This is a genomic window from Streptomyces sp. NPDC055632, from assembly GCF_053618675.1.
In genome coordinates, this window is the sequence record NZ_JBSHHY010000003.1 from 415,289 (window position 1) to 430,263 (window position 14,975).

12 protein-coding genes are annotated in these 14,975 nt (G+C 73.9%); 8 read left to right on the top strand and 4 right to left on the bottom strand.

The genetic code is table 11. From position 1 onward, the window contains the following. Nucleotides 1-59 precede the first annotated feature (59 nt). Nucleotides 60-812, top strand: coding sequence for a DUF4232 domain-containing protein (locus ACWGSR_RS07175; RefSeq protein WP_376240682.1), 753 nt, complete (start codon nt 60-62; stop codon nt 810-812). An 84-nt stretch (nt 813-896) separates the two neighbouring features. Here the strand turns inward: ACWGSR_RS07175 and ACWGSR_RS07180 are convergent, their stop codons facing one another. Continuing rightward, nucleotides 897-2,021 (bottom strand): pyridoxal-phosphate dependent enzyme, encoded by a 1,125-nt coding sequence (locus ACWGSR_RS07180; protein ID WP_453564161.1) that lies wholly within the window; start codon nt 2,019-2,021, stop codon nt 897-899. A 190-nt stretch (nt 2,022-2,211) separates the two neighbouring features. On the opposite strand from ACWGSR_RS07180, the gene ACWGSR_RS07185 reads away from it, so the two are divergent. Further along, a complete protein-coding gene (locus ACWGSR_RS07185; RefSeq protein ID WP_432086727.1) occupies nt 2,212-3,786 on the top strand; it encodes a S8 family peptidase in 1,575 nt (524 codons plus the stop codon). A gap of 276 nt (nt 3,787-4,062) precedes the next feature. Then, nucleotides 4,063-5,229, top strand: a complete 1,167-nt coding sequence (locus ACWGSR_RS07190; RefSeq protein WP_453564164.1) for a DUF4190 domain-containing protein — start codon at nt 4,063-4,065, stop codon at nt 5,227-5,229. A 59-nt stretch (nt 5,230-5,288) separates the two neighbouring features. Here the strand turns inward: ACWGSR_RS07190 and ACWGSR_RS07195 are convergent, their stop codons facing one another. Next, nucleotides 5,289-6,641 (bottom strand): glycoside hydrolase family 18 protein, encoded by a 1,353-nt coding sequence (locus ACWGSR_RS07195; RefSeq protein WP_453564167.1) that lies wholly within the window; start codon nt 6,639-6,641, stop codon nt 5,289-5,291. A 275-nt stretch (nt 6,642-6,916) separates the two neighbouring features. On the opposite strand from ACWGSR_RS07195, the gene ACWGSR_RS07200 reads away from it, so the two are divergent. From ACWGSR_RS07200 to ACWGSR_RS07220, 5 genes are all read left to right on the top strand, one after another. Further along, a complete protein-coding gene (locus tag ACWGSR_RS07200) occupies nt 6,917-7,669 on the top strand; it encodes a GntR family transcriptional regulator (RefSeq protein WP_376240669.1) in 753 nt (250 codons plus the stop codon). Nucleotides 7,670-7,997: 328 nt separating this feature from the next. Continuing rightward, complete coding sequence (locus tag ACWGSR_RS07205; protein ID WP_376240666.1) at nt 7,998-8,177, top strand: SPOR domain-containing protein; 180 nt, start codon at nt 7,998-8,000, stop codon at nt 8,175-8,177. Between the two features lie 46 nt (nt 8,178-8,223). After that, the gene (locus ACWGSR_RS07210) at nt 8,224-8,679 is read left to right on the top strand and encodes a (deoxy)nucleoside triphosphate pyrophosphohydrolase (protein ID WP_376240663.1); all 456 of its coding nucleotides are present in this window, start codon (nt 8,224-8,226) and stop codon (nt 8,677-8,679) included. A gap of 143 nt (nt 8,680-8,822) precedes the next feature. Further along, nucleotides 8,823-9,245, top strand: a complete 423-nt coding sequence (locus ACWGSR_RS07215; protein ID WP_453564170.1) for an ATP-binding protein — start codon at nt 8,823-8,825, stop codon at nt 9,243-9,245. A gap of 144 nt (nt 9,246-9,389) precedes the next feature. Next, entirely contained in the window at nt 9,390-11,960 is a 2,571-nt protein-coding gene (locus tag ACWGSR_RS07220; protein WP_453564172.1) for a SpoIIE family protein phosphatase, read from the top strand. A gap of 98 nt (nt 11,961-12,058) precedes the next feature. Here the strand turns inward: ACWGSR_RS07220 and ACWGSR_RS07225 are convergent, their stop codons facing one another. Then, nucleotides 12,059-12,766 (bottom strand): PspA/IM30 family protein, encoded by a 708-nt coding sequence (locus tag ACWGSR_RS07225; protein WP_376240654.1) that lies wholly within the window; start codon nt 12,764-12,766, stop codon nt 12,059-12,061. An 86-nt stretch (nt 12,767-12,852) separates the two neighbouring features. Continuing rightward, the gene (locus ACWGSR_RS07230; RefSeq protein WP_453564175.1) at nt 12,853-14,952 is read right to left on the bottom strand and encodes a TPM domain-containing protein; all 2,100 of its coding nucleotides are present in this window, start codon (nt 14,950-14,952) and stop codon (nt 12,853-12,855) included. Nucleotides 14,953-14,975 lie beyond the last annotated feature (23 nt).

Below are 14,975 nucleotides of genomic sequence, written 5' to 3' on the forward strand. Positions count from 1 at the left end.
GCACCGGCGCGCGGGTACCGCACGCGCGCCGACCGACCGCTTCCCGGGGGAGAACCACCGTGCGCCACCACCGCAAGAACACCGTCCTGGCCGCCGCCGCCATCGCCGCCCTGTCGCTGGGCCTGACCGCCTGCGGCGGCTCCGACACCGGAGCCAAGGACGCCGGGAGCGCGAGCCCCGCCCCGCAGGCCGCCGCCGGTACGGGCGACGCCACGACCCCCGCCGAAAGCGGCTCGGGCTCCGCGGGCGGCTCGACCGCCACGTCCGGTGGTTCCACGTCCGGCGGCGCCACCGCCGGCGGTTCCACGGGCGGCGGCAAGGGCACGACCGCCTCCGCCGCGTCCACCGGCTCCACCACCGGCGGCAAGACCGCCGCCAAGGCCCCGGCCTGCGCCTACGGCGACGTCAAGGTGACGGCGGAGAAGGCGGACGAGGTGCCGACCGAGCACATCGTCCTCACCGCCACCAACGTCTCCGGCCGCGCCTGCACCCTGCTGAAGCACCCGCTGCTCGCCTTCGGCCCGATCCAGACGGCCAAGGACGTCCCGGCCGTCGCGAAGAGCAGGCCGGCCGCTCCGGTCGTGGTGAAGAACGGCGAGTCCGCGTACGCCAACGTGCGGATCTCCCTCGGCGGCGTCCACGAGGACAACAAGGTGGTGAAGGAGTTCACCGTGAACCTCTTCGCCCCCGAGGGCCCGGCCGAGGGCAGCGTCGTCGTCAAGGCCCCGGCCGGCGGCCTCGCGGTCGACGAGGCCGCCGCGAAGACGGGCTACTGGACGCACGAACTGCGCAACGGCGCCGACGAGTTCTGATCCGGCGGGCGGGCGGTACGGGTTCTCGCCGGTACGGTTTCTCGCCGGTAGGGGCTCTCGCCGGTACGGGGCCGGGGAGCCGCCTCAGGGCGCCGGACCCGTCTTCGCCCCCGCCCCGCACAGCGGCACCACCGTGAGGCCGGGGCGCGGCGGGGCCGCGTCCACCGCCGCCCAGCAGGCCGTGCCGGTGGCCTCCACGAAGAGACCGCGCCGCGCCAGGTCGCGCTGGGCGGCGCGGATCCGTTCCTCCGGCACCGTCAGGAACGTGCCGCCCGTCGCCCGCACCGCCCGCAGGATCTGCCGGGCCCGGGGCGGCGCCGGGATCGCGATGCCCTCGGCGAGGGTGGGGCGCACGGCGGCGGGCCCGGCGATGTCGTCCGCGCCCGCGTGGAACGCCTCGGCCAGCGGGGACACGGCCTCCGCCTGCACGGCGACCAGTGCGGGCCGGGTGTCCACGAGCCCGTGGCGGTGCAGCTCGTCGAGGGCGAGGGCGGCGCCGAGGAGCAGGGTGCCGTTGCCGACGGGGACGACGATCGTGTCGGGCAGCCGCCCGCCGAGCTCCTCCCACAGCTCGTACACATAGGTCTTGGTGCCCTGGGTGAAGTACGGGTTGTACACGTGGGAGGCGTAGAAGGTGCCGGGCTCGTCGGCGGCCTCCCGGGCCGCGCGGGCCGTGGCCTCGCGGTCGCCGGGCACCTCGACCACCTCGGCGCCGTGCGCCCGGATCTGCTCCAGCTTCTTCGGGGAGGTGCCCCCGGGGACGTACACGCGGCAGTCGAGTCCGGCCCGCGCGCAGTACGCGGCGGCGGCCGTGCCCGCGTTCCCGCTGCTGTCGGCCACGACCCGGTCGAGGCCGCCGGCGCGCGCCAGGCGCAGGGCGTGCGCGGCGAGCACCACCGCGCCCCGGTCCTTGAACGACAGCGTCGGCATGAGGAAGTCGAGCTTGGCCGAAACCGATCCCGAGGACGATTCCGTCAGCGGGACGAGGGGCGTGCGGCCCTCCCCGAGGGTCACCTCGGGCGCGCACGGCATCGGAGGCAGCGCCTCCGCGTAACGCCACAATGAATTCACACGTGACGCGAGTGACGGGAGGGTGACCGGTGCGCTCGCGAAGTCGAGGTCCCACGGGCCGCGGCACTTCGGACAACACCAGGTGAGCGCGGACACGGGCGAGGAAACGAGGCACCGGGGGCACGTGTAGGCGGTCATGGACCCCAGGATGGCAGCCGTGTGGCGCGGACGTTACGGGGCGCCGAGCACCCTTGTGCGATTCCTATGGATCCGCCAACCTTTCGCTCGACAGCCGGACGTTCGAAACGGCGCGGACACCTCATGTCGTCTTGTCATGTCCCTGTCGCACCCCCACAGCAGCGCACCACCAATGAGGAGGACCCCTCACATGTCAGTGATGCGTGACTCGCGTCGCAGAATCGCCACCGCCGCCGTCGTGGCCGCCGCCGCACTGAGCCTCGGCTCGCTCTCCGCCCTCCCGGCCACCGCCGCCCCGGCCGCCCCGGAAGGCGTCATCGAGAACGCCGGAGCCGCGGACACCGTCCCGGGCAGCTACATCGTCACCCTCGACGAGTCCGCCCCGGCGGAGACCGCGAAGGGCCGCGCGATCCCCGCCAGGTTCGGTGCGAAGATCAAGCGCACGTACACCTCGGCGGTCAACGGCTACGCGATCGAGCTCTCCGAGGCGCAGGCGAAGAAGCTCGCGGCGGACCCGGCCGTCAAGTCCGTCGTCCAGGACCGCGTCTTCACCATCGACGCGACGCAGCCCTCCCCGCCGTCCTGGGGCCTCGACCGGATCGACCAGAAGGCCCTCCCGCTGAACCAGAGCTACACCTACCCGGACGCGGCGGGCCAGGGCGTCACGGCGTACGTCATCGACACCGGTGTCCGCATCAGCCACGGCGACTTCGGCGGCCGTGCCTTCAACGGCTTCGACGCCATCGACAACGACAACGTGTCCCAGGACGGCCACGGCCACGGCACCCACGTCGCCGGCACCGTCGCGGGCACCTCGTACGGCGTCGCCAAGAAGGCGAAGATCGTCGGCGTCCGCGTCCTCAACAACCAGGGCTCCGGCACCACCGCCCAGGTCGTCGCCGGCATCGACTGGGTGACCCAGAACGCGGTCAAGCCGGCCGTCGCCAACATGAGCCTCGGCGGCGGCGTCGACAGCGTCCTCGACGAGGCCGTCCGCAGGTCGATCGCCTCCGGCGTCACCTACGCGGTCGCGGCGGGCAACGACGGCGCCAACGCCTCCAACTACTCGCCGGCGCGCGTCGCGGAGGCCATCACGGTCGGCGCCACGACGAACACCGACGCCCGCGCCAGCTACTCCAACTACGGCTCGATCCTGGACATCTTCGCGCCGGGCTCCTCCATCACCTCGTCCTGGAACACCAGCGACTCGGCCACCAACACCATCTCCGGCACGTCGATGGCGACCCCGCACGTCGCCGGTGCCGCCGCGCTCTACCTCGCCGCCAACCCGACGGCCACCCCGGCCCAGGTCTCCACGGCCCTGACGACCGCCGCCACCCCGAACGTCGTCACCAACCCGGGCTCCGGCTCCCCGAACCGGCTCCTGTACGTCGGTGACGGCGGCACCACCCCGCCGCCCGGCAAGAACTTCGAGAACGCCACGGACTACGCCGTCGCCGACAACGCGACCGTCGAGTCCCCGATCGCCGTCACCGGTGTCACCGGCAACGCCCCCGCCGCCCTCAAGGTGCCGGTGAACATCGTCCACACCTACATCGGTGACCTCCAGGTCCAGCTGATCGCCCCCGACGGCTCGGCGTACACGCTGAAGGCCTTCGGCACCGGCGGCAGCACGGACAACATCAACACCACGTACACCGTGAACGCCTCCTCGGAGGTCGCCAACGGCACCTGGAAGCTGCGGGTCACGGACAACGCGACCTACGACACCGGGAAGATCGACTCCTGGGGCCTGCAGTTCTGACCCGGACACCCGGGCTCCCCGAGCCCTGAACGACGAGGGGCGGTCGCCTGCGGGCGGCCGCCCCTCCCGCCGTGCGCGGCCGTCCCCTCCGCCGCGTGAACGCGCGCGACTCGGCCACGCGCACGCGTGCGGCTCCGTGAGGAGAACGCACACGACTCGGCCACGCGCACGCGTGCGACTCCGTGACGAGAACGTGCGCGACGGCGCGCCGTCCGACCGCGTACGATGCGCGCTCGTTCGCCTGTTCGCACCACCGCCCCGCAGGAGCACCCACCCGTGGACCCGACCCAGCCGGCCCCGCCGCCCACGCCGCCCCCCGGGGGCCCGCAGCCGCAGGGGTGGCCCGCCCCGGGGCCGTACACCTCCCCGGGAATGCCCTACGCGGCCGGCCCCTACGGCCCGCCCGGCGGCCCCGGCACCGGTCCCTACGGGCAGCCCGCGCGGTCCACCAACGGACTCGCCGTCGCCTCCCTCGTCTCCGGCATCGTCTGCTGCCTCCCGCCCCTCGGCCTGATCCTGGGCCTCGTCGCCCTCCCGCAGATCAGGAAGAAGGACCAGGCGGGCAGGCCGCTCGCGATCACCGGCATGGTGTTCTCCGCGGTCAGCTGTCTGCTCCTCGTGATCGGCCTCGTGACCGGCGGCTTCTCCGCGGCGTGGAACGGCTTCAAGGAGGGCGTCGACGAGGCCTCCCGCTCGAAGTCCCCGTTCTCGCTGCGCACCGGCCAGTGCTTCAGCGACCACGGCAAGTCGGCGGAGTACACGACGGAGGTCACCGTCGTCGACTGCGCGAGCCCGCACGACGGCGAGGTCACCGGCGGCTTTGAGGTCACCGGCTTCACCAAGTGGCCCGGCGAGGACGCGATCGACGCGATCGCGGAGAAGCGCTGCGAGACGGTCAACCTCGCGTACGCGATGGACACCTGGGCGATCCCCGAGGACGTCTGGCTCTTCTACTACCTGCCCAGCAGCCAGAGCTGGAAGCTCGGCGACCGGACCGTGACCTGCGCGCTCGCCGCCGAGAAGAAGCGGTTCAGCGGCTCGGTGCGGTCCGACGCCACGACCCTGAGCGGCGACCAGACGCACTTCCTGAAGTCCGTGAACCCGATCGAGGCGGCCCTCTACCGGGAGCCGGAGGAGGACCCCGAAGAGGCCCTCGCGGCCAACAAGGCCTGGGCCGGCGAGGTCCTGGCGGCGATCGACGGTGCGCACGGGAGCCTCGGGAAGCACTACTGGCCCGGCGCCTCCACGGAGCCGGTCGCCGCGCTCCGGAAGGACCTCGCCGCGGCCTCGAAGCAGTGGCGCGCGCTGGCGACGGCGGCCGACTCCGACGCGTACTGGGAGGCGTACGAGACGGCCTACGAGGTCCTGCCCGACGGCGCGAAGGCGCGGGGCTCGCTCGGTCTGACGGACGTCCCGCCGGAGGGCGTGGGCACCTCGGCCTGAGGCGTCGCCCGTCCTCCCGTGCCCGGCCGCCGCTCGGCGGCCGGACACGGGAGCGGGGGTCAGCGCCGGTTCAGGCCCCGGTCGATGGCGGTGATCAGCTCGCCGTCCGGGGTGTCCCCGTCGAGGGACCAGACCATCGCGCCGGCGAGCCCGTTCCGCCGGACGTAGGCCGCCTTGGTGCGCAGCACGGTGGGGTCGTCGTAGGTCCACAGGGTGGTGCCGTCGAAGAGCCAGGCGTGCCCGTTCCGCTCGCCCCGGTAGAGCTTGTACGTCCCCGACTCCGCCAGCCGCTTCAGGAACTTGTAGTCCTCGGAGCCCGCCGTCCAGGTGGCGGGGGCGGGACCGGCCGCGGGCTTGCCGAGGCCGTTGCCGCCGCCGGTGACCCCGGTCCAGCCCTGCCCGTAGAAGGGCATGCCGACCACGAGCTTGCGGGCGGGGGCGCCGCGCCGCAGCCAGGCCTCGACGGTCTGGTCGACGCTGAAGTCGTTCTTCGCGTACAGCGCGGACTGCTGCCCGGTCCTCGGCTCGCCGGAGACGTGGAAGTCGTAGCCCTGGAGGTTCACGAAGTCGAAGTCCCGCATGATCTTCGCGACCTCGAAGCCCGCGTCGATCTTGGCGGGGGCGGTGGGCACGTACGCGCTCAGCTCGTAGTGCTTCCGCTTCTTCAGGCTGCGCCCGTAGGCGTCGAGCTGGACGCGGAACTCCCGTACGAGCTTGGTGAAGTTTGGCTTGTCCTCGGGGCGGATCACGTTCCCCGGGGCGCCGTCCGAGCCCGGCCACTCCCAGTCGAGGTCGATGCCGTCGAAGATCCCGGCGGCCGCCCCGGCGCCGCCGCGGGCGCCGTCGACGGGCAGGTTCCCCTTGACGTACGTGTCGATGCAGGAGGCCACGAGGGCCTTGCGGCCGGCGTCCGTGCGCACCGCGTCGGAGAAGTGCGCGGAGCCGCTCCAGCCGCCCAGCGAGATCATGACCTTGAGCCCGGGGTGCTTCGCCTTCAGCTCGCGCAGCTCGTTGAAGTTGCCGGCCAGGCGCTGGTCGGCGGTGTCGCCGGTGCCGTCCACGGAGTTCGCGGCGTCGACGGGGCGCACGTAGTCGGCCCACGGGTCGGAGCCGGGGGCGTTGCCCATGAGGCACTTGCCGTCCGGGCCGATCACGCCGAAGGCGTAGTTGATGTGGCTGAGCTTGGCGGCCGTGCCGCTCGTCTCCAGGTCCTTGACCTGGAAGTTCCTTCCGTAGATGCCCCATTGGGTGAAGTAGCCGATCCGCTTCAGGGCCTGCCCGTGGGCGGGCTCGTGGGCGGACCCGTGCGGGGCCTGGTGCGCGTCGGCGGCGGGGGCCAGGGTGGCGAGGAGGCCGAGGGTGACGGTGGTGGCCGCACCGAAGGTCAGCTTGGACAGGGCTCTGGGACGCATGGGCTCGTTCCTGTGCGAGGCGGGATGGAGCGTGCGGGTGGAGCGCGTGCGGATGGAGCGTGCGGGGCTGGTGCGCGGGGGGCGCAGGGAGGAAGCTATTGGTCTGTACCAATACGGGTCAAGAGGTGTGAGCGCATCCGTCGAGTGGTGACCTCGGGTAATCAAGGTGTGCGGCCGGGGCTTCATCACTTCGAGTGAAACTCTGGCCCATGCTTGCGGTCCGCGACCCACGGTTGCCACGCTGTAGCTGACAGTCAACCTGAGGGGAGTGTCCAGTGACGTTCGGTGAGCAGCCCGCCTATCTGCGCGTGGCGAGCGATCTGCGGGAGAAGATCGCCAACGGCTCGCTTCCGCCCCATACCCGTCTCCCCTCGCAGGCACGCATCCGCGAGGAGTACGGGGTGTCGGACACCGTCGCACTGGAGGCCCGCAAGGTACTGATGGCCGAGGGGCTCGTCGAGGGCCGCTCGGGCTCGGGGACGTACGTCCGGGAGCGCCCGGTGCCGCGCCGGATCGCCCGCTCCGGCTACCGCCCGTCCGCCGGGGCCAGCCCCTTCCGGCAGGAGCAGGCGGCCGAAGGGGCCCGGGGCACCTGGGAGTCGAGCAGCGGGCAGGAGTCCGCGAGCCCGGAGGTGGCCGGGCGGCTCGGCATCGAGCCGGGGGAGCGGGTGATGCGCACGCGGTACGTGTACCGGGACGGCGGCGAGCCCATGATGGTCTCCACCTCCTGGGAGCCCCTCGCCGTCACCGGCCGGACCCCGGTCATGCTGCCCGAGGAAGGTCCTCTGGGCGGCTGCGGGGTCGTCGAGCGGATGGCCGCCATCGACGTCGTCGTGGACAACGTGGTGGAGGAGATCGGCGCCCGCCCCGGCCTCGCCGAGGAGCTCCTGGCGCTCGGCGGGGTCCCCGGCCACGTGGTGATGGTGGTGGAGCGGACCTACTACGCCTCGGGCCGGGCCGTCGAGACCGCCGACGTGGTGGTCCCGGCCGACCGCTACCGGATCGCGTACCACCTGCCGGTGAGGTGACGCGGGGCGGGGCCGGACGGCGGGCCTCTCGTCGTCCGTGTCCGTCGTCCGTGTTCGTCGCCCGTCGCCCGTCGCCCGTCGCCCGTCGTCCGTCGTCCGTCGCCCGTGCCCGGTCGGCGCGGGTGTGGTGTGACGGGGTGTCGGGTCGTGCCGCCCCCGCTTTCCGGCGCCTGACTTCGGCCGCCTTCCGTCGGTAACCGGCCGAACCGTGCCTCTTTGTGCAAACCCGTATCCGCTGTGTGAAGGTCAGGCGTAAGCTCCGGCATATGCGGATTGCGGTTTCCCGGAGATCCACGACGACAACCGGACCGGCGGCGGGAGGAGCCCGATGACCGACAGCGGCCCTGTCCTCCCCTGGCTCGTCATTCGGCAGGACGACAACGGCAATCGCTACCGGGTGGGGCGGTACGCGACCAAGGACGAGGCGCAGAAGATCGCGGACGGCCTCGACGCCCGGGGCCACAAGCAGCTCTACTGGGTCGAGCGCATCGGCAGCCCCGCGCTCTGAGCCGGCCGCGGACCCCCGTCCCCGGGTCCCGGATACGCTCGCGCCCATGACGGAACGCACCACCGAGACCCACCGCCACCGCGACGCCGGCCCCGTGGTCGTCGTCGCGGGCGCCCTGTACGACCGGGGGCGTCTGCTCGCCGCGCGGCGCAGCGCCCCCGCCGACCTCGCCGGCCGCTGGGAACTGCCCGGCGGCAAGCTCGAACCGGGCGAGAGCCCGGAGGAGGCCCTGGTCAGGGAGCTCCGGGAGGAGCTCGGCGTGGAGGTCGAGCCGGGGGAGCGCATCCCCGGCGAATGGCCGCTGAAGCCCGGGTACGTCCTGCGGGTGTGGACCGCCCGGCTGCTCTCCGGCGAACCGCGCCCCCTGGAGGACCACGACGAACTGCGCTGGCTGGCCCGGCCGGAGGTCGACTCGGTCGACTGGCTCGACCAGGACCGGCCCGCCGTGGCGGAGGCGGCGCTGAGGCTCCCGGACGCGCCCTCCGGCGGGGCGCGCGGCTGACTCCCTACGCCGTTCGTGCCACCGTGCGCCGGTGACCGCCCCCGGCGGGATAACTTGCCCCGAATGGTGGGTATGTCCCCATTGGTACCCCGCAAGGGGACGTGGGCCTTCCTGCTGACGCACGGCTGGGGAAGTGATCGGGTGTGATCTACACCGACGGCGACCGCGCCGAGTGGAGCTTCCCGGCCGAGGCGAACGCCGTGCGCACGGCCCGCCACGCGGTGCGCGAGACCCTGCGCTCCTGGGAGCTCGACGGCCCCCTCGGTGACGTGACCGTCCTGCTGGTCAGCGAGCTGGTGACCAACTCCCTGCGGTACGCCTCGGGCCCCATCGGGGTCCGCCTGGTCCGCGTCCGCTCCGACGCCGCCGACCCGGCGCACACGACGGCCCTGCTCGTGGAGGTCTCCGATCCGCTTCCGGATCCGCCGACCGCGAAGGCCCCCGGACCCGACGACGAGGGGGGCCGCGGCCTCGGTCTCGTGGCCTGCACCGCCCGCCGCTGGGGGATTCGCATGGGGGGCGTCGGCAAAACCGTATGGTTCGAGCTGGCTCTCCCTGGTGAGTAAAGAGGGTGGGACGACGATCACCGGTACTCGGCACGGAATGAACGAGACCACCCTGTGATCGTGAACGTCGTGCCGTCCGGGCCTGCCGTACTGAATACTGCGGGCATGGCCGGTCCGGTGCGGTGAGCTGGAGGGGACGGTCGCGTGAGCGAGATACCTGAGACGGCGAGCGGCGGCGTCGTGTGGCAGAGCAGCCCGCCCGGCTCGATCTACGACTACATCCGGGTGGCCTCCTTCTCGATCGGGCCCGACGGCCTGGTCGAGCAGTGGAGCCGAAGGGCCGTGGACCTCTTCGGAGTCAGCGCGGAGGAGGCCAGGGGCAAGGACCCCGTGGAGGTCTTCGTCCCCGCCGACCTGCGCGAGCGCGGCCACCGGAGGGTCAAGGAGATCCTCGACGGCAAGGAGTGGACGGGCCTCGTCCCGTTCCGCATACCTGGCGAGGAACGGCCGCACGGCGTGGCCGAGATGTACGTCATGCCGACCGAGACCGAGACCGGGGAACGCGCCGCGCTGTGCATCGTCGTCGACGTGCGCGCCCTCCGCCGCATCGAGACCGACCTCGCCGCCTCCCAGGCGATATTCGGCCAATCCCCCTTCGGCTTCCTCCTCTTCGACACCGACCTCACCGTGCGGCGGGCCAACCGGCGCTTCGCCACCGTCTTCGGCGGCGACGCCGACGACCACCGCGGCCGCACCGTCCACGACTACCTCGGCCGCCCCGAGGCCGAGCGGATGACCACCGCCCTCCGGAAGGTCCTGGAGACCGGCGAGTCCGTCACCGACCTGAGGATCGTCGGCGCCGCCCCCGGCGCCAGGGACCGCCGCCACTGGTCCATCAACCTCTACCGCGTGCACAGCGGCTCCGGCCGCCCGATCGGCGTCGCGGGCCTCGGCATCGACGTCACCCGCCGCCACAACGCGGCCAGGGAGGCCGCCAGCGCCCGCCGCAACCTCGCCCTCCTCAACCAGGCCGGCGCCCGCATCGGCAACTCCCTCGACCTGGAGGCCACCGCCCGCGAACTCCTCGACGTCGCCGTCCCCGGCTTCTGCGACCTCGCCTCCGTCGACCTCTACCAAGGCCTGCTGACCGGCGACGAGGCGCCGCCGGGCCGCTGGGGCAGCTCCCACGACGTCGGCTACGGCGCCGGCAGCGCCGAACTGCGCCGGGTCGCCTTCGCCAGCGCCGTCTCCGACACCCCCCGCAGGACCGGCGGGGGACACGCCCCGGACACCGGCTGTCCGGGCACCGCGCCCATCGAGGTCGGTGCCGTCCACCGCTACCCCTTCAACTCCCCGTACGCCGGAGCCCTCCGCACCGGCCGGATCCGCACGGTGCAGGGCGAGGACGGCGACCTCGCCCGGTCCACCCTGGTCGTCCCCATGACCGCCCACGACACCGTCGTCGGCCTCGTCCAGTTCTCCCGCGCCAAGGGCAGCGAACCCTTCGGGGAGCGCGACCGGGCCCTCGCCGTCGAACTCGCCGCCCGGGCCGCCGTCTGCATCGACAACGCCCGCCTCTACCGCCGCGAGCACGAGCGGGCCCTGATCCTCCAGCGCAGCCTGCTCCCGCCCGGCGACCCCGAGGCCGCGGGCCTCGACATCGCCTGCCGCTACCTCCCCGGCACCGACGCCACCGAGGTCGGCGGCGACTGGTTCGACGTCATCGAACTCCCCGGCCACCGCACCGCCCTCGTCATCGGGGACGTCATGGGCCGAGGCCTGCGCGCCGCCGTCGCCATGGGCGAACTGCGCACCGCCGTGCGCACCCTCGCCCAGCTCGACCTGGAACCGGCCGAGGTCCTCTCCCACCTCGACGAGATCGCCCGCGGCCTCGGCGCCCCCATCGGCACCCAGCAGTCCCGCGCGCACAAGAACCGCGGCCCCGAGCTCGCCGAGGTCTACCTCGCCACCTGCGTCTACGCCGTCTACGACCCGGTCACCCGCCGCTGCACCTTCGCCAACGCCGGCCACCTCCCGCCGGTGCTCGTCGAACCCGGTGAGGAGGCCCGGCTGCTCGACGTGCCCCCCGGGATGCCGCTCGGGGTCGGCGGCGAGCCCTTCGAGGAGGTCGAGGTCGAGATCCCCGAGGGCGCCCTCCTGGCCCTCTACACCGACGGCCTCGTCGAGTCCCGCGACCATCCGCTCGACGAGGGCCTCAGCGCCTTCCGGCGCGCCCTCACCGATCCGTCCCGTCCTCTGGAGGACGTCTGCGACCGGGTCCTCACCAGCCTGAACACCGGGCACGGCGAGGACGACATCGCCCTCCTCCTGGCCAGGATCCAGGGACTGCCCGCCGAGGCCGTCGGCGACTGGCGGCTGCCCAGGGAGCCCCGCTCGGTCGGCCGGGCCCGCGAGCTCGCCCGTGCCCAGCTCGCCGCCTGGGACCTCGAACCGCTCGTCGACACCGTCGAACTCCTCGTCAGCGAACTCGTCACCAATGCCCTGCGCTACGGCGAGGGGGAGATCCGGCTGCGCCTGCTGCGCGACCGCACCCTCGTCTGCGAGGTCTGGGACGCGGGCCTGGTCCAGCCGCGCCGCCGCCGGGCCAAGGACACCGACGAGGGCGGCCGGGGCCTCCAGCTCGTCGGGCTGCTCAGCTCCTCCTGGGGCTCGCGCCGCACCCCGCGCGGCAAGACCGTCTGGTTCGAACTGGCCCTGCCGGAGGGCGGGGAGGCGGCGGAACCCACGGTGGAGCAGCTGCTCAGCATGTTCTGAGGCGTACGGGTGCGGGGCGTACGAGTGTGAGGCGTACGGGCGTGAGTCGGGTGCGGGGCGTACGGGCGTGAGGCGTACGGGTACGCGGGGGTGCCGGGTCAGTTCTTGAGCGCGGCCAGCCGGGCCTCGATCTCGGCGTCGTCCCCGAGCGCGTCCAGCTGCTCGAACTGCGCGTCCAGGGAGGAGGCCGCCAGCTCCTGCTTGCCGAGGGCCCGCGCCTCCTCCCGGCGCACCTTGTCCTCGAAGCGGCTCAGCTCGCTGGTCGGGTCGAGCACGTCGACGTTCTTCACGGCGTCCGTCATCGTGTTCTGCGCCCGCGCCGACTTCGCGCGGGCCACCAGCTCGTCCCGCTTGGCCCGGAGCTCGGCGAGCTTGGCCCGCATCCGGTCGAGACCGGTCCTGAGCTTCGCGACCACCTCGGTCTGCGCGGCGATCGTCGGCTCCGCCGTCCGCGCCTCCTTCTCCGACTGGAGCTGGCGGCCGAGCGCCACCTTCGCCAGGTCGTCGAAGCGGTCCGCCTCCGCCGCCTGCCCGCCGCTCCGCAGCTCGTCGGCCTTCCGGCTGGCGGCGAGCGCCTTGCCGCCCCACTCCTTCGCCGCGTCCACGTCCTCCTGATGGTCCTGCTCCATCAGCCGGAGGTTGCCGATGGTCGCGGCCACCGCCTCCTCCGCGTCCGCGATGTTGTTCGCGTAGTCGCGGATCAGCTGGTCCAGCATCTTCTGCGGGTCCTCCGCCTGGTCCAGCAGGGCGTTGATGTTGGCCTTCGCCAGCTGGGTGACCCGGCCGAGGACGGTCTGCTTGCTCATGGGCTTCTCCTTGGATCCTTGAGGACGGACGGGGGAGGGGGCGTACGGGGAAGAGGGGGTTCGGGGCGGCCCGGGGCGGCCCGGGGTCAGAAGCGCCCGCCGCCGCCCAGCCGGCCGCGCGTGCCGCTGCCGCCGAAGCTGCCGGGCCCGCCGCCGAAGCCTCCGCCCCCGAAGCCGCCGCCACCGAAGCCCCCGCCCCCGCGTCCCCCGCCCCCGCCGAACAGGCCGCCGAGGATGATGCCGCCGAGCACCGCGCCGCCGAGCCCGCCGCCGGTGTTCCCCGCCACCCCCGGCACCCCGCCCGGGCCGTTCGGGTTGCCGTAGGCGCGGACGTCCCGCTCGGCGAGCTCCTGCGCCCGCCGGGCGAGCGCGTCCGCCTGCCGGGCCTCCGCGAGGGCGCCCTGCGGGTCGTCGTCCGCCGCGAGGGCCTGCGCCTCCTCCCAGCGGCGCCCGGCCTCAGCCAGGCGCGTACGGGCCTCGCTGCCCACCGCGCCCCGGTGGGTGGCGACGTAGTCGGAGGCCGCCCCGATCGCCGAACGGGCCGTCAGCATCGCCTGGTCGAGCAGCGCGCGGGCGCGCCGGGCGCCCGATTCGCGCTCCCGGGCGCCCTCCAGGGCCTCGTCGAGGGCCGCGTCGGCCTCCTCGACCCGGCGCAGGGCGCCGATCGGGTCGTACCGCCCGGCCTCCGCGTTCCGCCGCACCTCGGCCACCACCGCCTCGGCGCGGGCGATCCGGCCCTGGAGGTCGGCCGTGGACACCCCGGCGGCGGTCCCCTTCAGCAGGCCGCGGGCGTCCGCGAGGTCCGCGTCCGTCTCCGCGAGCACTCCCGGCAGCCGGCCCACGGCCTCGGCCAGCTCCTGCGCCCGCCGGTCCACCGCCTCGATCAGCCGCGCCGCCTGGTCCACGGCGCCCTCGGCGGCCCGGACGTGCACGGCGGCCCCGCCGTTGTCGCCGGCGCCGATCCGCTCCCGGGCCCCGTCGACGTGCGTCGTCGCGAAGACCAGCCGGTCCCTCGCCTGCTCGACGTCACCGGCGACCGGCGAGGCCGCCGTCTCCGCGTACCGCTCGCGCATGGCGGTCAGCGCCGCCTCGGCCGTGCCCATCCGGGCCGTCTGCTCCCGGAGCGCGGCCTCGACGGAGGCCAGCGCCTCGGGGGCGGTCCGCTCCAGGGCGCGGAGCCGGTCGAAGGACTCGGCCTCGGCGTCGAGCCGCGCGTTCGCCTCCGCGCAGCGGCGCAGGATCTCCTCCAGCATGCTCCGGCGGGCCGCGTCGTCCTCGGGGAAGGCGTCGTCGAGCTTCTGCCGCAGCCGGAACGACGCCGTCAGCTGCTCCTGCGCGAAGGCGACGGACTCGGTGAAGGGCCGCACCGCCTCCTCGCCGAACTGGGCCGACGCGAAGCCCAGCTCCTCCTGGCTGGTGCGTACGGCGTCGTCGGTGTCGACCAGGGCCCGGCGGGCCTCCCCGTCCAGTTGGTCCGGGGTCGGTGGCGCGGGCTCCTTCGGCGGCCCCCAGCCCTGCCCGTTCGCGGGCGTGGTGCGGGTCCCGGTCCGCCGGCGCCGTTTGGCGTACGCGTAGGCCGCCACCGCCCCGGCGCCGCCGACCAGCACCAGGGGCAGGACCAGGTCGGAGCCGGAGGGGCCGTCGTCGGCCGCGTGGCCCGGGTCGGCGGGCCCGGGGGTGATCGGGGGAGCGGTGACGGGCCGGCCCGCGAGGACGGCGCCGTAGCCGTCCGCCGCGCCGATGGCGGCGCCCGCCCAGTCGTTCTGCCGCAGCGCCGGTTCGATCGCGGTCCGCGCGACCTCGTCGAGCCGCGCCTGCGTGAGGCCGGAGCCGGGGTCGGCCGCGTAGCCGTACCGCCGGTCGTGGGTGGCGACGGCGAGCAGCAGGTCGTCGGCGCCGAGCCCGTTGCGCTCGGCGGTGGCGTCGGCCCAGTCCTGGCCCGGGCGCCCGGAGAAGTCCCGTACGTAGACGACGAAGAGCTGGACGCGCTCCTGCTCGTAGAGCCGGTCCAGGGCCTGTTCCACGGAGGCGCGGCGGTCGCGCAGCGCGCCCACCCGGTCGGTGATCTGTCCGTCCCGGGACAGGACGACGGGGTCGTCGGCGCGGGCACCGTGCACGGCGGGGACGACGAGCCACCACGCCGCCACCAGTACCGCGAGAAGGGCTCGGGTGGCTGTTCGCGTCACACACGCGAGGCTATGTCCGGGTA